This window comes from Ralstonia sp. AU12-08 (assembly GCF_000442475.1).
GTDB lineage: Bacteria > Pseudomonadota > Gammaproteobacteria > Burkholderiales > Burkholderiaceae > Ralstonia > Ralstonia insidiosa.
The window spans coordinates 1-21,657 of the sequence record NZ_ASZV01000060.1 but is presented as its reverse complement, the minus strand read 5'-3'; the positions used below and the strand labels follow the sequence as shown (position 1 = coordinate 21,657).

General features: G+C 60.8%; 22 protein-coding genes. 6 read left to right on the top strand and 16 right to left on the bottom strand.

The window, feature by feature from the left end:
• The 3 genes from C404_RS57890 to C404_RS57880 all read left to right on the top strand — a co-directional run.
• The coding region (locus C404_RS57890) for a TolC family protein (RefSeq protein ID WP_021197784.1) at window positions 1–583 on the top strand (583 nt) is incomplete at its 5' end.
• On the top strand, window positions 580–1,749 hold the full coding sequence (locus tag C404_RS57885) for an efflux RND transporter periplasmic adaptor subunit (RefSeq protein ID WP_021197783.1): 1,170 nt from the start codon (window positions 580–582) through the stop codon (window positions 1,747–1,749). The genes C404_RS57890 and C404_RS57885, both read left to right, overlap by 4 nt.
• Window positions 1,746–4,976 carry a CusA/CzcA family heavy metal efflux RND transporter gene (locus C404_RS57880; protein WP_012755726.1) on the top strand — a complete coding sequence of 1,077 codons (3,231 nt, stop codon included), beginning with the start codon at window positions 1,746–1,748 and terminating at the stop codon, window positions 4,974–4,976. The genes C404_RS57885 and C404_RS57880 overlap by 4 nt, the downstream gene beginning before the upstream one ends.
• A gap of 1,289 nt (window positions 4,977–6,265) precedes the next feature.
• Here the strand turns inward: C404_RS57880 and copC (C404_RS57870) are convergent.
• From copC (C404_RS57870) to C404_RS57835, 9 genes are all read right to left on the bottom strand, one after another.
• Window positions 6,266–6,652 carry a copper homeostasis periplasmic binding protein CopC gene (copC, locus tag C404_RS57870; RefSeq protein WP_012755724.1) on the bottom strand — a complete coding sequence of 129 codons (387 nt, stop codon included), beginning with the start codon at window positions 6,650–6,652 and terminating at the stop codon, window positions 6,266–6,268.
• 1 nt (window position 6,653) lies between these two features.
• Window positions 6,654–6,833: a copper resistance protein B gene (locus C404_RS60780; protein ID WP_235180700.1), complete on the bottom strand. Its 180-nt coding sequence runs from the start codon at window positions 6,831–6,833 to the stop codon at window positions 6,654–6,656.
• Window positions 6,834–7,149: 316 nt separating this feature from the next.
• Window positions 7,150–8,109: a porin gene (locus C404_RS57865; RefSeq protein WP_021197781.1), complete on the bottom strand. Its 960-nt coding sequence runs from the start codon at window positions 8,107–8,109 to the stop codon at window positions 7,150–7,152.
• A 76-nt stretch (window positions 8,110–8,185) separates the two neighbouring features.
• Complete coding sequence (locus C404_RS57860) at window positions 8,186–8,629, bottom strand: hypothetical protein (RefSeq protein WP_012755722.1); 444 nt, start codon at window positions 8,627–8,629, stop codon at window positions 8,186–8,188.
• Window positions 8,630–8,730: 101 nt separating this feature from the next.
• Complete coding sequence (locus tag C404_RS57855) at window positions 8,731–9,465, bottom strand: amino acid ABC transporter ATP-binding protein (protein WP_012755721.1); 735 nt, start codon at window positions 9,463–9,465, stop codon at window positions 8,731–8,733.
• Window positions 9,466–9,515: 50 nt separating this feature from the next.
• Complete coding sequence (locus tag C404_RS57850) at window positions 9,516–10,205, bottom strand: amino acid ABC transporter permease (RefSeq protein WP_012755720.1); 690 nt, start codon at window positions 10,203–10,205, stop codon at window positions 9,516–9,518.
• A 7-nt stretch (window positions 10,206–10,212) separates the two neighbouring features.
• Entirely contained in the window at window positions 10,213–10,950 is a 738-nt protein-coding gene (locus tag C404_RS57845) for an amino acid ABC transporter permease (protein WP_012755719.1), read from the bottom strand.
• 28 nt (window positions 10,951–10,978) lie between these two features.
• Complete coding sequence (locus C404_RS57840; RefSeq protein WP_012755718.1) at window positions 10,979–11,866, bottom strand: transporter substrate-binding domain-containing protein; 888 nt, start codon at window positions 11,864–11,866, stop codon at window positions 10,979–10,981.
• 43 nt (window positions 11,867–11,909) lie between these two features.
• The gene (locus C404_RS57835; protein WP_012755717.1) at window positions 11,910–13,067 is read right to left on the bottom strand and encodes a trans-sulfuration enzyme family protein; all 1,158 of its coding nucleotides are present in this window, start codon (window positions 13,065–13,067) and stop codon (window positions 11,910–11,912) included.
• Between the two features lie 85 nt (window positions 13,068–13,152).
• Here C404_RS57835 and C404_RS57830 point away from each other — a divergent pair, with 85 nt between their 5' ends.
• Complete coding sequence (locus C404_RS57830) at window positions 13,153–14,055, top strand: LysR family transcriptional regulator (RefSeq protein ID WP_012755716.1); 903 nt, start codon at window positions 13,153–13,155, stop codon at window positions 14,053–14,055.
• Window positions 14,056–14,107: 52 nt separating this feature from the next.
• Here the strand turns inward: C404_RS57830 and C404_RS57825 are convergent, their stop codons facing one another.
• Window positions 14,108–14,497 carry a hypothetical protein gene (locus C404_RS57825; protein ID WP_235180696.1) on the bottom strand — a complete coding sequence of 130 codons (390 nt, stop codon included), beginning with the start codon at window positions 14,495–14,497 and terminating at the stop codon, window positions 14,108–14,110.
• Window positions 14,498–14,891: 394 nt separating this feature from the next.
• On the opposite strand from C404_RS57825, the gene C404_RS0130620 reads away from it, so the two are divergent.
• Window positions 14,892–15,374: a cupredoxin domain-containing protein gene (locus C404_RS0130620; RefSeq protein ID WP_012755714.1), complete on the top strand. Its 483-nt coding sequence runs from the start codon at window positions 14,892–14,894 to the stop codon at window positions 15,372–15,374.
• A gap of 150 nt (window positions 15,375–15,524) precedes the next feature.
• On the opposite strand, the gene C404_RS57820 is transcribed toward C404_RS0130620, so the two are convergent.
• Window positions 15,525–15,869 (bottom strand): CzcE family metal-binding protein, encoded by a 345-nt coding sequence (locus C404_RS57820; RefSeq protein WP_021197777.1) that lies wholly within the window; start codon window positions 15,867–15,869, stop codon window positions 15,525–15,527.
• Window positions 15,870–16,135: 266 nt separating this feature from the next.
• Between C404_RS57820 and C404_RS57815 the strand changes: the two genes are divergently transcribed.
• A complete protein-coding gene (locus tag C404_RS57815; RefSeq protein ID WP_012755713.1) occupies window positions 16,136–17,401 on the top strand; it encodes a hypothetical protein in 1,266 nt (421 codons plus the stop codon).
• A gap of 390 nt (window positions 17,402–17,791) precedes the next feature.
• Here C404_RS57815 and C404_RS57810 read toward each other — a convergent pair whose 3' ends face one another.
• The 5 genes from C404_RS57810 to C404_RS57790 all read right to left on the bottom strand — a co-directional run.
• Window positions 17,792–18,280: a DUF411 domain-containing protein gene (locus C404_RS57810; RefSeq protein ID WP_024977761.1), complete on the bottom strand. Its 489-nt coding sequence runs from the start codon at window positions 18,278–18,280 to the stop codon at window positions 17,792–17,794.
• A gap of 33 nt (window positions 18,281–18,313) precedes the next feature.
• A complete protein-coding gene (copD, locus tag C404_RS57805; protein WP_012755711.1) occupies window positions 18,314–19,243 on the bottom strand; it encodes a copper homeostasis membrane protein CopD in 930 nt (309 codons plus the stop codon).
• A 4-nt stretch (window positions 19,244–19,247) separates the two neighbouring features.
• The gene (gene copC / locus C404_RS57800) at window positions 19,248–19,634 is read right to left on the bottom strand and encodes a copper homeostasis periplasmic binding protein CopC (protein ID WP_012755710.1); all 387 of its coding nucleotides are present in this window, start codon (window positions 19,632–19,634) and stop codon (window positions 19,248–19,250) included.
• A 34-nt stretch (window positions 19,635–19,668) separates the two neighbouring features.
• The gene (locus tag C404_RS57795; protein ID WP_021197775.1) at window positions 19,669–20,910 is read right to left on the bottom strand and encodes a copper resistance protein B; all 1,242 of its coding nucleotides are present in this window, start codon (window positions 20,908–20,910) and stop codon (window positions 19,669–19,671) included.
• Between the two features lie 19 nt (window positions 20,911–20,929).
• Window positions 20,930–21,657, bottom strand: a 728-nt coding sequence (locus C404_RS57790; protein ID WP_021197774.1) for a multicopper oxidase domain-containing protein, incomplete at its 5' end; no start/stop codon positions are given.

Genomic DNA, 21,657 nt, shown 5'->3' with positions numbered 1-21,657 from the left:
CACATTGCTGGCGGCAGCTGGCCCTGCACCCGCGAATACGACAAAGCCGGACGAGACGCCGGCTGTTCTCACGGCACAAGCCGAGCGGGATGCGTTGAACGCTCAGGTGCAGGTCGAGCGGAAGAAATGGATCCCCGATGTTGGCGTCAGTGCTGGGCTGCGGCGATATGGCTGGACAAATGCCAGCGGGTACGTCGTGGGCCTGTCCGCCACGATTCCGTTGTTCGACCGGAACGATGCTGCGACCACGGCGGCAGTGGAGCGCGAGGCGGCGGCCGAGGCGCGGCTGGACAGCGTTCGCCTGGAGGCGGCCGCTGCGCGCCGCTCGGCATTGGCACAAGCGGCCGCATCGGAGAAGCGCTTGGCTGCTGCGGCCGAGGGCGAGCGAGCCGCCACAGAGGCCTATCGGCTAGGCCGCATCGGCTACGACGCGGGCAAGACTTCGCTGATCGAGCTGCTCGCCACCCGGCGCGCGCTGTTCGAGGCCAAGGGATTGACGATTGATGCCAGCCTGGCGCGCGTGCGCGCGCTGGCGGCACTGGCACAGGCAGAGGGCCGCCTGGCTTTCGAGGAAACACCATGACGCAAGACAACCGCCAATCCTTGGGCTGGCCCAAGATCGCCGGGATTGCCGGCATCGCTGCACTGATTGGTTTCGGCGCTGCACGCGGGCTAACCCCAGCCAAAGTCGCCCCGCCGCCCAAGGCAGAGTCCGCAACGGTCCATGCCGCACCGGCCGAGGTCAAGATTCCCGAGGCCTATCTGACCGCCGCCAACATTGCCGTCGGGCCGGTTGCTACGGGCGGTGTGAGCACGGAAATCCTGGCCCCCGCCACGGTGGCTTCCGTACCAGGCAGCGAGGCGATCATCGTTGCCCGTGGGTCTGGCACCATCCAGCGCGTCAACCACCGGCTGGGCGACGCGGTACGGGCAGGCGACGTGCTGGCGCTGGTGGACAGCCCAGACGCCGCCGCGATGGCGGCCGAGCGCCGCGTGGCGCTGGCCAAGGCGGAGCTGGCGCGCAAGACCTACGCCCGGGAAGCCAGCCTCTATCAACAGGGCGTGTCGCCACGTCAGGAGATGGAAGCCGCCAAGGCAGCCCTGGACGTGGCCAACGCGGAAGCACAGCGCGCCGCCACGGTCGCCCGCGCCGCTCATGTTGCTGACAATGGCCGCTCGGTGGCCGTGGTCAGTCCGATCGCTGGCCGGGTGACAGCGCAGGCTGCCGTACTCGGCGCCGCCGTCACGCCGCAGGCCGAGCTGTTCCGTGTGGCGGGCACGGGCCAAGTGCAGGTCGAGGCCTCGGTCACGGCTGCCGACATCACCCACATCGCTGCAGGCGACACCGCGACGATCCTGACGGCGACTGGCGCACCGCTGCAAGCCGTGGTGCACTCGGTGACACCGACCGTGAGCGGCGGCACGCGCGCGGCCACGGTGGTCCTGACGCCCACGCCAGCCGCCGGCGCACTGGTAATCGGGGATGGCGTGCAGGTGCGATTGCATCCGCGCGCCGGCAAGGCGGACGACCTGTTGGTCCCGGAAGACGCCGTTCAAAACCTGGACGGGCGCGACATCCTCTTCGTGCGTACGCCGCAAGGCTTCCGGCCACAGCCGGTGCTGGTCGGCACCCGCCGCGGTGGCGTGGCGCAGATCCTGTCGGGTGTGAGTGCAGGTGAGCAGGTGGCGACGCGCAATGCCTTCCTGGTCAAGGCCGAGATGAACAAGAGCGGCGGGGACGACGAATGATCCACAGCATTCTGCAAGGCGCGGTGCGCCTGCGCTGGATGGTCCTGTTCGTGACCGCCGTGGTGGCCGCGATCGGCGCATGGCAGTTGAATCTGCTGCCGATCGACGTCACGCCGGATATCACCAACAAGCAGGTCCAGATCAATACCGTGGTGCCGACATTGAGCCCGGTCGAGATCGAGAAGCGCGTCACGTATCCCATCGAGACCGCGCTAGCCGGCCTCAACGGCGTGGAGAGCACGCGCTCGTTCTCGCGCAATGGCTTCAGCCAGGTAACGGTGATCTTCAAGGAAAGCGCGAATCTGTATTTCATGCGCCAGCAGGTGTCGGAGCGGCTGGCCCAGGCGCGGCCCAACCTCCCCGAGGGGGCCGAGCCGCAGATGGGCCCGGTCTCCACCGGCCTGGGCGAGGTGTTCCACTACAGCGTCGAATACGCGCACCCCGACGGCAAAGGCGCGGCGGTCAAGGATGGCCAGCCCGGCTGGCAAAGCGACGGCAGCTTCCTCACCGATCGCGGCGAACGCCTGGCCGACCAGGTTGCCAAGCTTGCCTACCTGCGCACCGTGCAGGACTGGATCATCCGGCCGCAACTGCGCACCACGCCCGGCGTGGCCGACGTGGATTCGCTCGGCGGGTATGTAAAGCAATACGTGGTCGAGCCCGATGCAGCGAAGCTGGCGGCCTACGGCATCTCATACTCCGATCTGGCTCGCGCGCTGGAAGACGCCAACCTCTCGGTGGGTGCCAACTTCATCCGGCGCTCGGGCGAGTCCTATCTGGTGCGCGCGGACGCACGCATCCGCACCATCGACGAAATCGCCCGAGCGGTGGTTGCGCACCGGCAGAACGTGCCGGTGACGGTCGGCCAAGTGGCCACTGTCAACGTGGGCGGCGAACTGCGTTCCGGCGCGGCCAGCCGCAACGGCTATGAAACCGTGGTCGGCAGCGCGCTGATGCTGGTCGGTGCAAACAGCCGCACGGTGGCGCACGCGGTTGGCGAGAAGCTCAACAAGATCGGCACAACCCTGCCGCCGGGCGTCGTCATCGTGCCGACGCTGGACCGCTCCCAACTGGTGGTGGCCACCGTCGAGACGGTCGCGCGCAACCTGACCGAGGGCGCGCTGCTGGTGGTGGCCATCCTATTCTGGCTGCTCGGCAACTGGCGTGCCGCGGCCATTGCCGCGCTGATCATTCCGCTGTCACTGCTGATGAGCGCGATCGGCATGAACGCCTTGGGCATCTCCGGCAACCTGATGAGTCTGGGTGCGCTCGATTTCGGGCTCATCATCGACGGCGCCGTCATCATCGTCGAGAACACGCTGCGCCGCCTGGCCGAGCGTCAGCATCGGGAAGGCCGCACGCTGACGCTGCGCGAGCGGCTGGACGAAACGGTCGCCTCCTCACGCGAGATGGTCCGCCCGACCGTCTACGGCCAGATGGTGATTTTCCTGGTGTTCGTGCCGTGTCTGACGTTCCAGGGCGTCGAAGGCAAGATGTTCTCGCCGATGGTGATCACGCTGATGCTGGCACTCGCGTCGGCCTTCGTGCTGTCGCTGACGTTCGTGCCGGCCATGATCGCGATCCTGCTGCGCTCGCATGTGGCCGAGCAGGAGGTGCGCGTCATCGTGGCCGCCAAGCAGCGCTATCGCCCGTGGCTGCAACGTGCGGTGGCCCGACCGCTGCCGTTCATCGGCGCGGGCGTGGCCGTGCTGGTGCTGGCCGTGGCGGCGTTCGGCCTGGTTGGCCGCGAGTTCATGCCGACGCTGGATGAGCAGAACCTGAACCTGTCGTCGGTGCGGATCCCGTCCACGTCGATCGACCAGTCGGTGGCGATCGATCTGCCGCTCGAGCGCGCAGTGATGAGCCTGCCCGAGGTCAAGACGGTCTACTCCAAGGCCGGCACCGCAAGCTTGGCCGCCGACCCGATGCCGCCCAACGCCTCGGACAACTACATTATCCTCAAGCCGAAAGATCAGTGGCCAGCCGGGGTAACGACCAAGGAACAGGTTATCGAGCGTATCCGCGAGAAGACCGCACCGATGGTGGGCAACAACTACGACGTCACGCAGCCGATCGAGATGCGCTTCAACGAGCTGATCGGCGGTGTGCGCAGCGATGTGGCCGTCAAGCTCTATGGCGACAATCTGGACGAGCTGGCTGCCACCGCCCAGCGCGTTGCTGCCGTGCTGCGCAAGACACCGGGCGCGTCCGACGTGCGGGTTCCGCAGACAAGCGGCTTTCCGACCTTCGACATCGCCTTCGACCGCGCGGCGATCGCCCGCTACGGTCTGACCGTCAAGGAGGTGGCCGATACCGTGTCGACCGCATTGGGCGGCAAAGCCGCCGGCCAGGTGTTCGACGGCGACCGCCGTTTCGATATCGTGGTGCGCCTGCCTGGCGCGCAGCGGGACAATCTCGATATGCTTGGCGCGCTGCCGGTGATGCTGCCCTCGGCAGATGGCCAGCCGCGCGGCTCCGTGCCGCTGCGCCAACTGGTGCAATTCCGCTTTACACAGGGCCTGAATGAGGTCAGCCGCGATAACGGCAAACGTCGGATCTACGTGGAAGCCAATGTGGCCGGGCGTGACCTTGGCAGCTTTGTCGACGACGCGGCGCAACGCATCGCCCGCGAAGTGAAGCTGCCGACCGGTTCGTGGATTGAATGGGGTGGTCAGTTCCAGAACCTCCAGGCCGCCACCCAGCGCCTGGCGATCATCGTGCCGATCTGCTTCATCCTGATTGCCGCAGCGCTCTATATGGCCATCGGCAACGCCATGCTGACCGCTACCGTGCTAACGGCAGTGCCGTTGGCCCTGGCCGGCGGCGTGTTCGCGCTGGCGCTGCGTGGCATCCCGTTCTCGATTTCGGCGGCGGTCGGCTTCATTGCCGTGTCCGGCGTGGCGGTTCTCAACGGGCTGGTGTTGATCTCGGCGATCCGTAAACGTATGGCGGATGGGCTAGCACCCGACGCGGCGGTGATCGAAGGCGCCATGGAGCGCGTACGACCCGTGCTGATGACGGCACTGGTGGCGTCGCTCGGCTTCGTGCCCATGGCGATCGCTACCGGAACCGGCGCCGAGGTGCAGAAGCCCTTGGCGACGGTCGTGATCGGCGGCTTGGTGACGGCGACTGTCCTAACCCTGTTTGTGCTGCCGGCCATTTGCGGGATCGTGCTGCGGCGGCGCGCAGCCGACTCGCCTGGGAGCCCCGAACTCGCCAGGAGTTGAAAGAGGGGTTCGTGCAATCGGTCCCAAACGCCTGCCGCAAATTAGTCGCGTGTCTGCCCCAGCAACTCATGCCCCAGCCGTTGCCCATTTGCTGGGGCGGCATCTCCCCCGGGAATGCCGGATTGCAGCACGACAAGTTGTCTGTGAGGGCAGCGCGATCATCCTATGGCTTGCACCCAAGGTGCGAAGGTCGATGTGACTTCGGCAGCAGCAATGGTTCGATCAGCGCCCACAGTTCGCCATCGAGATTGGTTTCCATGTCCTCTTCGTCAATGAAACAACGGAGAGGTTAAGAGCGCGCGGCGAGCGTTGACCCCGTCTATTCGCTTTCTTGGAGCTTCTCGGCGTGATCAGCTTGACGGCTTGGTTTGTCCATCTCAAGCCGATGTTCAGCACCGGTGGGCGTTCGATCCGCATGAGTCAATTGCGGCGACGTCACTTAGTGCTTCCACTCTTTCCAAGGAGGACATCGCGCATGGCGCGTAAGCCGCTCGAGCCTACCTGGCGTGCCATTCTGCACCGGGTCGCCACAGACAGGGCCGAGCTTTGGAGGCGTATTGGGCCTCAGGTGGGCAGAGTCGACGGTTTCACACGCAACCTTGGCGCCCCAAAGCAATGACGCCTGATCTGGGGTAAGCGGAGCTTCGATGCATGACTCAAAAATCCTGCTGCGCTGGTGCCGGATAACGCAATGACCTTCCCGGTATTGCTGACGCACGTCCGCGAACTGATCTGGTTGCCTACGCTGAAGCAGCCCCCACGGGGCTTGTGAAGCTGCCCGATCGTAGCCCGCCAAACTTGAAGGAACTCGACGGGGCGTCGCCGGATCACTCGAACCGCTACTGTGTCGACACCTATCGCCTCACCGCCGCCGACTAGAAGCCCCTCCCCTTTTTGGAGTTCAACCTGCTTTTCCAAACCGATGGCAGCGCTGCCGGCCCCGCGGCAGCCCAAAATGTACTGATCGGCACGCGCTTGCGGGGCGATCGGGCTGCCGCGGTCTTCGCACGCTCCGAGGAAATCCCAGCTAAATTCAGACGCGATGTCCATAAAAACTGGCCGCCAGACCAGAGACCGGAAATGCTCACGCTCCCGGGAGCAGTCCATCAGGCATGATGCGGTGTCCAGAGAAGCAGGGGCAAATTCACACAATGCGTTTGCCTGCTTCGTATCGTCATCTTCTAAGGCCTGTCTGCCGGTCATTCTGGCCGCCCCAGGCCCCGGTTTCTCCGCCATTTCGATTGCCCGAATTGCCGCCGCCTCTCTTTGAGCCGATCGTTGTCATGACGTTACTTCACCTTGAAGGAGAAGTTCCCTGACATCGGGTGCATATCCGACGAAACAGCCCGCCATTCGACTTTGTACGTCCCGGTCATCAGTGGCTGCACAGGTGTGATGACCATCGCCTTCGGGTCATCGTCAGCGGTGACTTTCGCGGCAATTTTCATGGCGTCGTGTTCCGACATGCCGGGCATCTCGGTCATAACGAGGTTTGCCCCCGAGAATTGTGTAAAGAGGCTTTCCGAGAATTTGAGTTCGATCATTGCCGGTGCCGCCCCTTCCGCTTTGTCGGTGGGCATCGACGACAGCAGCTTGGGATGTGCAAACGCCGCGGCGCTAGCAAGCATGGCCGATGCAGTGAAAGCGATGCTTGCAATGTAATGATGGTTCGACATGTCAATACCTCTGCGGGTGGTGAAAAAAACGAACAAGCTTGAGCCAAACGCGCGGGCCTGCCACAAGGCGGGTTTCGCTGCTGCTGCCACCATCGGCCTTGATGGTTGGCGTATTGCTAAGCGTCTGGTAGCGCTTGACGTCAATGTGTAGGGCAAACTGGCGGCTGAATTCGTAACGCAGTCGCAGCCCACGCTTGCGCTGGACAATCCCCTTCCAATATCCAGGGACGGATCATCGTTCCCATAGAAGTTCGTCCCCAACCGCGGCGGCGGAATGAGTTGCTGCTATCGCAGCAACTCATTCTCCGTAGACAGTCGCTGAGCGGTGCGATTGCTATTACCGACGTATGCGGTGGTCTGGATGTTGAATCAATACGGCACTAGGGGTTGCACGCCGAAAGCCGCCCAGCTCGGCGCCGGACGCCCTGAGCCGACGTCGTTCCGGATGCGAAGCCGCATGTTCCGGAACGTCGTGATCGAGTGCCCCGAATAGCAACTCAGAATTTGTGCCGCAAGCCGAGTGCCAACGAGCTGGGGCTGGGGCCGTTGATGCCGTTGTCCAAATTGAACGTTGCCCCGTTCTTGTTGTTGACCTTGCCGAACCGGCCGTATAACGTCGTTCGCTTCGACAAGGCATAGTCGGCACCCAATCCGATTCCGGTTGCACCTTTGTCGGCTGGTGTCTTGTCATTGACGCGCGTTGCGGTTGCGGAGAGGGTCCACGCACCTAGCGGCACGCTGACACCCAACCAGTAGCTGCTCTCGTCGAGGCCCACGGCACCTTCCTTGCGGGTGCGATAGGCGGCATACAGCTTCGCCACGCCGAAGTCGTACGCGCCTCCCAACGAGTGCCACCTTCGCTTGTCGCTGTTGGTCGCGTTGGTGCGCGCGTCATAAGCATAGGCGAGGTAGACCGGACCGTTATAGTACTGAAGGGAGGCGCCGACATCGTTGTTGGCACCGTTGAACGCGCCGGGTGCCTCGCCGAAGGCATACATGAGCCGGCCCACGAAGCCGTTCACGTTTGGCGTCTCATACACGACCGCATTGTCGGTGCGGAACACCGTGTTGGAGTAGGTATTGGAGGGCGATGCTGTGGAGCCCCCATCAAATGGGTCCATGCCGAACACGGCGCGGGCTTCGGGGCGGAACTGGCGACCGAGATCAACGCGCCCCCATGGCCCCGACAGGCCGACCGTCGCACGTCTGTTGAACAGCCTTGCGCTATCGGACAGCGCGCCGGTGTCCGTGTTGAAGCCGTTCTCAAGCCAGAAATTGGCCTTGAGTCCGCCGCCGATATCTTCGCTGCCCCGCATGCCGAAACGCGACGCTGAATTCTGCCCCGAGACCAGCCGGTTGACATTGACTCCGTCTCCACTGCGTGCCCACTCAACTGCCGTATCGACGATGCCGAATACCTCCACGTTCGACTGGGCCAGCGCGACTTCACTCGTCATTGCGATGATCGCGGGCGCGACCTTCCAAACTGTTGTCCTTATTCTCATGGCTCCTCCTTGTGGTCGAGCGGTCGTCTTACTTCGCCGCTTCGATCAGCTTCATGGCTTGATCGATCTTCTCGCCGACGGAATCGTGCAGCACGTCGTACGCGGCTTTCTCGGCCTTCGCCTGCAGCAGCAGTTTCCTGGCGGCATCGGTCATTGCGGGATCGCTGGTCTTGGGCGATGCGATCGCATCTTCCAGGCGTTTGATCTCGCTGCCGAGGAAAGCAGGCTGCGCTCCGACGAACTTGAAGCCATCGTTTAGCAACGCGCGGATGCGCAGGAGTTGGACGGTGTCCGAGTGGAAGTACACGGCGCGAGCCTGCTCGATCAGCACCTTTGCTTCTCGTGCCTCCTTGCTGTTCGGATCCTTTGTTGCATGGATCTTCTCGAACTTGGTGATATCGGCGTCGATGTTGTGCGCCAGCGCTGCCATGGACGCCAGGCCAAAGACGGCCGCTGCCATCATGTTTTTCATGGTTGTCTCCTCAAGGTAGTTGTGGTTGCCGCTCTTGCGGCGATTTCATGCGTAAAGTGCCGGCACACTGCGCAAGATGGAAAAACGTATCGATTGGATGGCTAACTGGAGAGGATCTTTGAAAGAAACTGCCGCGCGCGATCGGTGCGCGCATCGGGGCAGTCAAAGAAATCCGCCTTGGGCACGTCTTCAATAATCTGTCCCTGGTCCATGAAGATGACTCTGTTCGCCACTTGCCTGGCGAAGCCCATCTCGTGCGTGACGACGGCCATCGTCATGCCATCCCTGGCAAGATCGATCATGACGTCGAGGACTTCATTCACCATTTCCGGATCGAGCGCGGAAGTCGGCTCATCGAACAGCATGACCTCCGGGTCCATGGCCAACGCGCGCGCGATGGCAACACGCTGTTGCTGGCCGCCCGACAACTGCCCGGGGAACTTCGACGCGTGCGCAACGAGTCCGACGCGGTCCAGTAGCGCCAGCGCCTTGGCTTCTGCAGCGGCTCTGTTGCGCTTGAGCACCTTGATCTGACCCAGTGCCAGGTTCTGCAATACCGTCAGGTGAGGGAACAGCTCGAAGCTCTGGAAAACCATGCCGACGCGGGCGCGAAGACTCGCAAGGTTCGTGTCTGCGGCGCCGACGGAGATTCCTCCCACGTGGATATCCCCCTTCTGAAACGGTTCGAGTCCGTTGACCGTCTTGATGAGCGTCGATTTTCCTGACCCGGAGGGGCCGCAGATCACCACCACATCCTTTGGGGCGATGGAAGTCGTGCAGTCGGTGAGTACCCGAAACGGGCCATACCATTTGGAGACGTCGGAAATATTGATCATGGTTGGTGTCGTTTGTGTCTTGATATCGGAGCAACCGGGCAAGAGCCTGGTCACGCCCGGGCTCCCATGCGCTTCTTCTGCACGGCGGCGACGAGCCAGACGCCAAACGAGCACAGCACCAGGTAGACCGCAGCCGAGAACAGGTACATCTCGACCAGCCGCCCATCGCGCTGGCCGATCTTGCCAGCGGCGCCAAGGAAGTCGGTCAGGCTGATCACGTAGACGAGTGAGGTGTCCTTGAGCAGGGCGATCGTCTGGTTGATCAGCGACGGTGTCATGTTCCGAAACGCCTGCGGCAGGATCACGTGCCGCAAGGCTTGCCACTGCGTAAGCCCCAGCGCTTTTGCCGCGCTCAGTTGCCCGGTTTTCACGCTTCCGATGCCAGCGCGGATGATTTCGCAGTAGTAGGCAGACTCGGCGAGAATGAAGGCCGCCAACGCAGCCCATATCGGACCGACCGTGAGATACGGATCACCGGTCACAGCGCGCAGCATGGCCGGAACCAGAAAGAAGAACCAGAAGATCGTCAGGATCAGCGGTATGGAGCGGAACACGTTCACATACGCGGCAACAGTCATGGTGACGGGACGCGGGCCGAACAGCCGTCCGATCGCCAGCACGGTGCCCAGAGCAATGCCTGCTGTGATGGAGGCGGCAACCAAGCCGCCCGTCGTCGCGAGCCCTTCTACAAGGTAAGGCCACGCACGCGGAATGGAGGACCAGTCGAATTGATAGCTCATCGTGACCTCAGTGCGAACCGACCATGCCAGGAAGGCGCGAGCGCGCTTCGATCACGTGCATCAGCCAGACCACCAGCAGCGTGACCAACATATAGATGACGGTGGCGGCCAGAAACGACTCGAATGGCTGTGCACTGAATTCGCTCAGTTGGCGGCTCTGGCCGGTCAACTCCATGAGCCCGATGGTGAGCGCAACCGCCGAGTTCTTGAACACATTCATGAAGTCAGAGGTCAGAGGCGGAATGATGATGCGGAAGGCCTGCGGCAGAATGACGTGGCGGTAGATGCCGCCGGTGGAAAGCCCCAGCGCCAACCCTGCGGCCCGCTGGCCCGCAGCGATCGATTCAATTCCTGCCCGAATCTGCTCGGCGCATTTGGCTGCGGAATAGAGCGTCAGACACAGGACAACGGTCAGAAACTGATTCAGCGTCGGATTCATCTGCTTGATGGCATTGCCCCAGTCGACGGGTAGCAGCTCGGGAAGTACGTAGAACCACAGGAAGAGCTGGACCAGCAGCGGCGTGTTGCGAAAGCAATGCACATACGCAGCGCTTGGCCATCGAACCCAGCGCTGCGGCAGCGTGCGGGCGACACCGAAGAGGGTGCCCAAGGCCAGCGCCAACGTCCAGGACAACAGCGAGATCAGCAGGGTCCAACCCAGGCCTGTCAGGAGCATCGCTCCATACAGCCCTTCGCCCGTCACCGATGGCTTGAAGTAAATGAGCCAATCCCAGGAGTAGTTCATTGATCAATGCATGCGTGTTGCGGGTGATTTACTGGAACGCCTTGTCATTCGGATGCTTGAAGAGGTCCAGCATCTCGGGCGATAGCGGGCGATCAATGCGCAAGCCTCCCTTGACTGCGATGGTGGATTGGAAATAGCGCTTGTACAGCGCTTCCATTTCGCCGCTCTTCATCATGGCGGCGATAGTGTCGTCCACCAGCTTCTTGAACGCTGGGTCGTCCTTTCGCAGCATGCAGCCGTACGCTTCGCGCTGTTGCGGCATGCCAACGACTTCCCACATCGACGGGTCTTTCGCGCGGGCGATGTTGCTGTAAAGGATGATGTCGTCCTGCATTGATGCCACCGCCCGGCCAGTCTCGACGGTCAGGAAGTTCTCGTTGATGTCCTTGGCGAGAATGATGTTGATGCCCCACCTGTTCTCGACGTTGAGCTTGCGGAGCAAGCGCTCACCGGTGGTGCCGGCGCTGACCACCACGTTCTTGCCAATCAGGTCTGCCCAATGCTGGATTCCGGAGTTCTTGCGCACGAGCAATCGCGCACCAACGATAAAGAACGTGTTTGAGAACGCGACCTGCTTTTGGCGCTCCAGATTGTTGGTGGTGGAGCTGCACTCGAGATCCACGGTTTGATTGGCCACCAGCGCCACGCGGGTCTGCGGGGTGAGATTGATTTCCTTGATCTCGAGCTTGGGCAACTTGAGTTGCCTCTTCACCGCGTCGGCAATCCGGGTGGAAAGCTCCCATGCGTACCCCGCCTGCCGTTGATGGTCATCGAGGTAGTTGAATGGAATGGAAGCTTCGCGCGCGCCCAAGGTCATCACGCCGGTTTGCTTGATCTTCGCCAGCGTCCCGGTCTCCTGCGCGGTTGCGCTGCCGAGCACAGTGGCGAGCGCGGCAAATGCGAGTAGTCGAATCACGATGTCTTCTCCATGAGTGTGTTCTGCTTGGATTCAATGATGTCTACGCTTGCCCATTCAACCTGGTAAACCCGGCCTCTAGGTCTGCATACAGGGGTTCCAACGGTTCAAGCCCGATATGCAGTCGCAGCGCATAGCGTCCTGGAGGCCATGGCTGCACGATGCGAGAGGCGGTGAGGTCTGCAATGGCAATCAGGCTGTCCGTGCCGCCCCAACTGGCACCGATCCGAAAATGCTTTAAGCCATCGAGCATGGCGCTGATGCGTTCAAGATCCTGGCTGTGCAAGAGAATGGTCAGCAAGCCGTTGCCGGAGCTGAAGTACCGCTTGAAGCGTTGATGCTGTGGATCTTCCGGGTGAGCGGGATGGACCAGCGAGGCGACCTCGCGGCGGCCACGCAGCCACTGCGTCAGGTCCAGCCCTCGTTGCGCGTGTTCGGCCAAGCGAACGGAAAGGGTGCGCAGGCCGCGCAGCACGAGGAATGCGTCATCCGACGAAACCCCGGTGCCAACACCCGATACAAACGTCTTGATCTGGCGGAACAAGCGTTCGCTACGCACGGTAATGGAACCCAAACAGACATCCGAGTGGCCCGCCGCGTACTTCGACAATGCGGTGCAGACGATGTCCACGCCATGCTCGAACATGGCGGAGTTGCCGAAGCCCCATGCGTTGTCCAGCATGACCAGCGCGCCGGCAGTGTGAGCCTCGCGGGAGATGGCGGCGATCTCCTGGATCTCCATCGTGAATGAGCCGGGCGATTCGAGCAGCACGAGTCGCGTGTTGCTTTGCAGGTGCGCGTCGATCGTCGCGGCATCGGCGGCAAAGTAGGTGACGGCAACACCGATTTTCCTGAGGACGCTGTTGCAGAACTCGCGCGTCGGCCCATACACGCAGTCGGCCACCAGGACGTGGTCGCCAGCAGACAGGAGAGCAAGCATGGGATGGGTCAGCGCGGCCAGCCCGGAGGGCACCAGCACGGTGCGGGATCCACCTTCGATGGAAGCAACTTCCGTCTCCAGGGCGCGGGTTGTCGGCGTCCCATACAACCCGTATGAGTAGCCGTCGAACAACTGGCCTTTACGCGCAAGGAACTGGGCCGTCGTGTCAAAAACCAGTGTCGAAGCTCGGTGCACCGGCACAGTGAGCGCACTGAAGCGTGGCGACGAGGTCATGAAGTTGGGTGTTGTATTCGGTGGCATGGTGTCTTCCTGATGACTGGCGAGTATCCTGCACTCGGTCTATTCTTTCCAATGCCAAGTTGACTCAAGTCAATTCAAAATCGATATGAACCACAGACAGATAGAGGCGTTCCGCGCGATCATGTTGACGGGCACGACTGCCCGCGCGGCTCAGTACATGCATACCTCGCAACCCGCGGTCAGCCGGTTGCTCGCCCAGCTCGAAGCAAGCCTGCAGATGCGCTTGTTTGAGCGAGAGCGTTCGCGGTTGCGAGCGACGCCGGAAGCGAAGCTGTGGTTTGCGGAAATTGAGCGTGCCTATGCCGGCCTGGATCATCTGCAGCAGTACGCGACTCAACTGCGCTCTGGATCAGGCGGAAGCATTGCCGTGGCTTGTTTGCCTGCTCTCGGCCTGGGTCTGATGCCAAGAATCATTGCCGCCTTGCGCAAGGACTTTCCTGATGTGCTGGTCCGATTCGAGATTGGCAGCTCCGTGCAGGTGCGTGATCAGGTCGCGCGAGGCCAGTGCGATATCGGCTTCGCCGCTGATGAGGTCGAACTCGAAGGATTGACCGCCACACCCATCGTGACAACCAACGCGGTGGTCGCGATGCCGGTCAACCATCCATTGGCACGCCAACGACGCGTGAAGCTCTCCGATCTATGCGATCACCCGTTCATCGCCCTGTCACGCCGGGATACGACGCGCCGTCAACTCGACGAGTTGCTGGCAGTGGACGGACGGACGTTGCGCTTGGCCTGCGAGACCCCCTACTCGATCACCGTCGCGTCGCTGGCGAAGAATGGCGTCGGCATTGGCCTTGTGAACCCGCTCGCATTGAGCGAGCTGGACGCGCGAGGCGCGGCGTTTCGCCCCTTGGACAAGAAGATCCGTTTCCGGACGCTGGCGTTGCAGGCGGCCAGTGTGCCTCTTTCGCTACCGGCACAGGCGTTTATGGCGCACGCTAGACGTATTCTCGCGGCGGCGGCAAAGGAGGCAGGCTCTTGAGGATTCACCCGGCCCAACTCGGACTGACGACGCTACCCCGTGAGCGCGCAGCCTATGGAGTAGTTGCGGATGCGGGAACAGCCGCTTGGTTGCAATCCTGGAGATTTATGTAGACGCGCGCGCCTTCGTGCAGCCCACCCCCTTGCGGCAGCGGCACGATGACATGGCGTTGGTGTGGTCCGCTGTAAAGAAACTTGCCGTGGGTCGGCCCAAAGATGAACTGCACATAGGCAAAGCGTGCCGTGCTGCTCTGGTCTGCAAGCGAGCACATTGCCTCCACAGGGGCCATGTCGGCGAGCGTGCCGGTTCTTACGATCACGCCTAGCCGCCAGCCTTCGGCGTACTCATATTTGCCTTCGTAAGCAGTTGTGCAGCCACTGACCATCGCCGCCAGTGCCAGCGCGCTGCACGCCCGCAAAACGTACCCGCCTTCAGTAATCACGGGATATCTGATTGACATTACGCGCTCCGCTTCAGCTCATCACCGACGATCAAGCTTGAAGACCGGGATCTGCACGCCTAGCCGCCCCGTCCGAAAGAAAGCTTGGTCTTCGCTGTGCCCCCTCTTTCTCGAGCGGATTTTCTCCCAGCGCAACTGGCGAGCTTCAACCAGCACGCGTCTCATTGCAATTGATGTTGCCCCTGCTGATGGGTAACTGCCGATCGACGGGCGAGTGTTCCAAGATCTATCATTGATGCCACGGGCCGAGTTTTTGTCGCCAAGCCAACGCGATTCGGTAGAGGCGGGCCCCGTTTTGGCGAACGGCTTCCGCCCACCCCGCGGCAACGTCGAGCCGCACCAAGTATTTCAACCGCTTTCCAAAAGGGAGAGGCTCATGAACAGGTTTTCTCGCTCCATCCTAGCACTGAGTTTTGCGCCCCTAGCCGCCTTTGGTGCGGCGAATCAACTCGAAGGTCTCGGTTCCAATTCCAGCGAACCCGCGCCGAAGGCAGGCCAGCCTGGAGATCCTCAAAAGGTGACGCGTACCATCAATGTGACTATGAGCGATGACATGCGTTTCCAACCGACCACGCTCACCGTCAAAGTGGGGGAGACTGTGCGCTTCGTTGTCGAGAACATTGGCAAAGTACACCATGAACTGGTGATCGGCACCGCTGCCGACTTAAAGGAGCATGCCGAGATGATGCGCAAGATGCCGGAGATGAGCCACCACACTATTGGAAAGCATCTCGCGCTCGAGCCTGGCCAACAAGGAGCACTCATTTGGCGATTCGATGAACCCGGCATGGTTGATTTTGCTTGCCTTGTACCAGGGCATTACGAAGCCGGAATGATCGGAAAGATTGTGGTCAAGTAGGGGAAAGCGACAACATTCGATACTCGTCAATCGAGGTCTCGCTCTCGTCAAGCTAAAATCGGCATGTCATCCCAAGAATGTGAACCACATGAAGCGGAGGTTGTAGCCGCGCGCCATCTTGCGGCGCTTCGCCTTTCCCATCGCGACCGATTATCCTGCCCTGTAAAGATTGCTCCGCTCAATAAAAATCGCGATGCCCTTTGCCTCAGGAATATCAGGAAAGATCGAGCCCATATCGATTGGTTGGCCACCTCCGATTGTTGGGGCCGTGAACATCCAGCCAATTTCCTTTTCCCCAATCCGGAAAGCAACTGTTTCACCAGTGTACACATGCACGTATCTGATGCGTGGAGTCAAAATAATTGTTCGGCTCGCATGTGCAATTGCGACTGGATGCCCAAACTGCGCTGGCGTCGTAGCGACGGATGTACACCCAGACGCGAAACCTAGCAGCAAGAGCATGAGGGCGCTTTGGAGGGCCCGCATGAGGTTCATGACGTGCTCCGCACAAATGCTGAGAATGCATCCATGCTGCTAAATTCTACGTTGTAGACGACGACAGCACCCTGTCGCTGCGATTACAGTTTTGTTAACAAGCACTGCGTTTGTCGCAATCCTGGCACCTTTTTTTCGTGGATGGCACGCGGAGATTGGCGGTGAATAGGTCGCTTTAACTCTGTCGAATCAGCATTGAAACGGTGCCGGAAAGTACATACACTGTCCCGATCGGACAGTGCCACGATAAAAATAGTGGATTTTGCATGACCGATTTAACAAGAACGCTCATTGAGCGATGGAAGCCTGACAGAGACGGAACTTTCCAGACGTGGTTTCTCTGGCCCGAGCGCCTCAAGAATTTCCGCTCCATCCGGCGTGGCATTAGTACGGTGGTCAACGAGATCCAGGCTGGGACATTTGGCAACGCCTATCGCGGATCCTCTCTCGAAACCGTGGTCTCCGCGATTGCCGAGCAGCGCCAAATCTTCAAGGGGGCGGACCACGCATTCCTCTGGAAACCCAAGTTGCGTATTCCGGACATCTACGAGAACGCAGATCATCAGCGAGCGTTCGCCAGACTGCTGCATACGTGCAATTGCTGCGATACCGAGCAAGAGGTAGTTCAAGCGATTCAGCAGTTGAACCGGCACGGCATCAAGGGGCTGGGCCCAGCCGTTGCCAACCTGCTGTATTTCATCCACCCAACTTTGGCGGTTCCCTTCAACACTGCGATCGTCAATGGATACAACGCGCTGACGGGCTCTCGTGTCAAGCTCGGCAAATGGGACCACTACTTGGCCATGCGCGAGGGCGTGCTGTCCCTGAATGGACGCTACCGCGACCTGCTGTCCAATGACCTGGGTGCGATTGCCGGACTGCTGTTCGATATCGGAATGGAGCGCTATCCAGCTCCGCCGCAAGAGGGTGGCGCTACCACGATTGCTGAGTGGGAGAAGGATCTGGCTAAGGCCCGCGAGGAAGCAGCCTCCTTCGCCAAGCAACTTCAAGCAGGCCGAACCGACGATGCCTCTCATACAGAGGTGCAAGGCTGGTTGCGCGATCTTGGCAAGGCATTGGGCTTCGCGGTCTGGGTGGCGACCAACGACCGCAGCCGCCCCTACAATGGCGGCGTGCTCAGCGAGGGCTGCCTGGCAACATTGCCGAATTCACTTTTGGTTTCAGGCGCTGACACCGTGCCTCTCATCGATGTCGTCTGGCTGAACGCTGTCTCGCTGGAAGTGGAAGCTGCCTTCGAGGTCGAACACACCACATCCATCTACTCGGGCATCGTACGACTGCTAGATCTGGCTTTGGGCACAGATCAAGCGACAAGGAAACACCTATTCCTGGTGGCTCCAGATGCCAGAGAGGCGGACGTGCGCGCCCAACTCGCACGTCCCGCTTTCCGCAGGGTTGCAGAACTAGGCATTCGCTATGTTCCCTATACCAGTCTCACCGAACACCGAGATAGCATTGCGCGTTTTGGCGTGGGGATCAAGCCGATCGAAGCTATCGCTCGAACGCTGTAGTCAGCGGCGAGAAACACGGCGAATTCCTAGCGGTGCGTGACACAAGGCACCCTGGAACCTGCGGCAGATCATGGGTTCCCAGAGCTTCGTCGCAAAGCGCGTCGACGTGGTTTCTTACTACGGCGGCCATGAATAGCGGCACGCGCGTCTGCGTGCCGTCTTACGCCATGTTTGCGGCGCAGGTACCAAGCGAAACCCACTAGGAGAACAATCCATGTGACGAAGACGAGAGCCATTGCCGCGAGTACATCGGCAGGCAGGTCGGCCACCGACATGTTCCTCATGACCGCTCCTGGTGAGCCAACCAGTGATTGCGTCGGTGTATCGCCAGATTTGTTGGCCACATACATGGTGAACCCATCGTTTTCACGGCCAACGTCTTCTATTCGTTCAGCTGTACGCTTGGAACACAGTGGATGTCCCATCCAAACCGATCAGTAATACGTTGTACGGCATACGTCGATTACCGTACGCCGGACCGTCCATGCCAGGCGCACCGATGGGCATGCTGGGGACCGCCAGCCCGATTGCCTTAGGGCGTTCCCGCAATAGGCGCTTGATCTCGCGCGCAGGCACATGGCCTTCCACGGCATAGCCCTGCACGGCTGCCGTATGGCACGAGGCGTAGCGATCGGGAATGCCTGTCTTGCGTCGAGCCTCGACGGTGTCTTCGACGTCGTGTGTGACTACATCGAATCCGTTGTCCCGCAGGTGGGACAACCAATCCTTGCAGCATCCACAACCCGGCGTCTTCCAAACTTGGAATGTAGGCTTTGGCTCAGACTTCTGCGCCAAAGCTATGGCAGGCAAGAGAGCCAGGCCGACCATCAGAGATCGCCTAGACGCGGATATAGACTGCGAGTTCAATGGCGTTGTCATGGAGCGTTGAATGGCTACACGAAAATGACGGAATTAGGTCCCAGGCGGAGAAAGCACCCCGAGCCACGCAACCAAAGCAAGTATCACGACGGCGAGGCTGGCCTCCGTGAGCAGGCTGCGGCGCAGTGTCATGACTGCGCCAGCGTGGTCGCCGCTGCGCATTGCGATTTCAAGTTGCGGACTCAACAGGTAACGGTTGGCTGCCGCCAGCCCGAGCATAAGCCCAAACAGTGCCAACTTGGCCAACAACAGGACGCCGTATGCCGAAGTGGCCAACCCGTCGATTGTTGGGCCCACGATCAACAGATAGTTGACGACGCCCGTTGCGAGCAGCGTGGCGACAATCAATGTCCCAAGACGGGCGAAGCCGTTGGACGTGTGGTTGAGGATTTCCACCGACTCCAATGAAGCCGCCTGCTGCGCCCGCGCAAGCAACACAAACGCTGTCAGCGATCCAACCCATGCACCCGCGGCTAACAAGTGGGCGATGTCGGCCGTGATGTGGACGTATCCACGCGAACCGTCGTGCATCGCGCCATGCCCTGCCCAGGCCACTGTTGCCAGCGCTACCGCCCCCAGAACAGCAAAGATATCAAAGTGCAGAGTTGGCATCCTACGCACACACATGACGATGATTAAACAAGCCGCCAGGGCTGCGATACGAACCAACCACCCAATGCCAACCGCAGTGCTACTCAGCATCATGCCGAAGACGTGGCTGCTCAACTCCGCGTATTCGGCGGCTCCGGTCATCGCTTTGGCCGTCACTACGATACTCCAGAGAGACAGCACAATACCGGAAGCTGCGGCGACGCCAATGGCGCAGACATACCGGCGCGCAATCGCTGAGCTCCGATGATCGGGGCGCAAGGCGTAAGCACCGAACAGCGAGACTCCAAACAGGATCGTCAGATCCACGTACAGCGCAAAGCGCAGGGCGATATTGAGCCAGTCGTCTGCCATAACTTTACTTCACCTTGAACGAGAAGTTTCCCGTCATCGGGTGCGTATCCGACGAGACAGCACGCCATTCGACCTTGTAGGTTCCCGTCATCAGCGGCTGTGCGGGCGTGATGACCATCGTCTTGGGGTCATCGTCGGCGGCGACCTTCGCGGCGACTTTCATGGCGTCGTGACTGGACATGCCAGGCATCTCCGTCATAACGAGATTAGCCCCCGAGAATTGCGTCGAGAGATTTTCCGAGAACTTAAGCTCGATCTTTGCCGGCGCGGCGACTTCCGCTTTGTCAGCAGGCGTCGAAGACAGCAGCTTAGGATGCGCGAATGCGGCCGTGCTGGCGAAAATGGCCGATGCCGCGACAGCGATGCTTGCGATGTAACGAGGGGTCAACATGTCAATACCTCCTGGTGGTGTAAATAGAGAATGGCTAGTACCAAACACGCAGGCCTGCCACAAATCGGGTCTCACCGCTTCGGCCGCCATCTGCCCGAATCATGTTGGCGGTGTTGCCAAAAGTCTGATACCGCTCGACGCCGATGTAAGGCGCGAATTGCCGACTGAACTCGTAACGCAAACGCAATCCGACGCTAGCGCTGGACAGGCCGCTGCCGATCTCCAAAGCCGGATCATTCTTTCCGTAGAGGTTCGCCTCCACGCGCGGTTGTAGGATAAGGCGCTGAGTCAGCAGCAACTCATACTCCGTGGACAACCGCAGGGCGGTACGACCACTGTTACCAACGTATGCAGTGGCCTGGATGTTGAACCAGTATGGCGCCAGACCTTGCACACCGAAAGCCGCCCAGTTCCGCGCTGGACGCCCCGAGCCAACGTCATTGCGAATCCCAAGCTGGGTGTCCCAGAACGTCGTGATCGCATGCCCCCATAGCAACTCGGTACGCGCCTCCTCGAGTCGACCTTTTTTCACATCGCCTTCCGCCTTCAGCACGACCTTGTCGTAAGTGCTTCCGTACCACGCTTGCGCTTCGTAAGAAGCGGCGTTGGAGTTGGGGCCGCGTACCCACTCCAGGCGATCAATCAAGAACGATCCAAAATTGTGCTCATCGGCCATCATGAGCTGGCGGGTATTGCCCAGCGCGAACTTTCCGACACCCAACTGATATCCACCCGAGTATGCATTCGGATCCCGCGCATCAGGAGGCGGTGAGCCGCCTTGCATTTGCATCGAACCATGATCCATACCCTGCATTGAGCCCTGATCCATACCCTGCATTGAGCCCTGGTCCATACCCTGCATTGAGCCCTGGTCCATACCCTGCATTGAGCCCTGGTCCATACCCTGCATCGAGCCATGGTCCATACCCTGCATCGAGCCATGGTCCATACCCTGCATCGAGCCATGGTCCATGCCCTGCTTCGAGCCATGGTCCATGCCCTGCTTCGAGCCATGGTCCATGCCCTGCTTCGAGCCATGGTCCATGCCCTGCATCGAGCCATGGTCCATACCCTGCATCGAGCCATGGTCCATGCCCTGCTTCGAGCCATGGTCCATGCCCTGCATCGAGCCATGGGCAGTCGGCCGAGTGCTGGCGCCCGAGCTTGGCGCCATGGCGTCGTAGGTAGCTGTAGATTCCTGTGCCGACGCGGCGTTGATGCCGACAACGGCCAAGGCAACTGCCAATGCTGTCTTAACGTGCTTATGCGTGGTCATTTGACTTGTCGATCCGGGCTTAGGCGACGATCACTTCACGGAACATACCTGCATCCATATGCAGCATGAGATGGCAATGCCAAGCCCATCGTCCCAGAGCGTCAGCCGTGACAAGGAAGCTAACGCGCTGCGCGGGCTGCACCGGAATCGTGTGCCTGCGCGCCAAGAATGTACCGTCCGGCGCCTCGAGTTCGCTCCACATCCCATGCATGTGCATCGGGTGCGTCATCATCGTATCGTTGTGAAGGATGACGCGAAGACGCTCCCCATAGCGGAAATGGACGGGGGTTGATTTGCCGAACTCAACGCCGTCGAGCGACCATGCGTAGCGCTCCATGTTGCCGGTCAAATGCAACTCCACCTCGCGCTGCGGGCTGCGGGCGTCCATGGGGCCGCCGATCGTATGCATGTCCTGCAGGACCAGCACGCGTCGCCCATTGTTGCGCAGCCCAATGCCGGGATCGTCGAGGTTTGTCCGCGCCATATCGACATGCATGTCGGTGCTTGGACCGTACTCTGTTCGCGCATGACGGGCCTTCTTGCTCGGCACCTTCAAGGAGTTTGCGACGTTGCCCTGCATCGTTCCATGCTGGCTGTGGTCCATGACCATGGCGCCATGGTCCATCCCAGACATCCCAGACATCCCAGACATCCCAGACATCCCAGACATCCCAGACATCCCAGACATCCCAGACATCCCAGACATCCCAGACATCCCAGACATCCCAGACATCCCAGACATCCCAG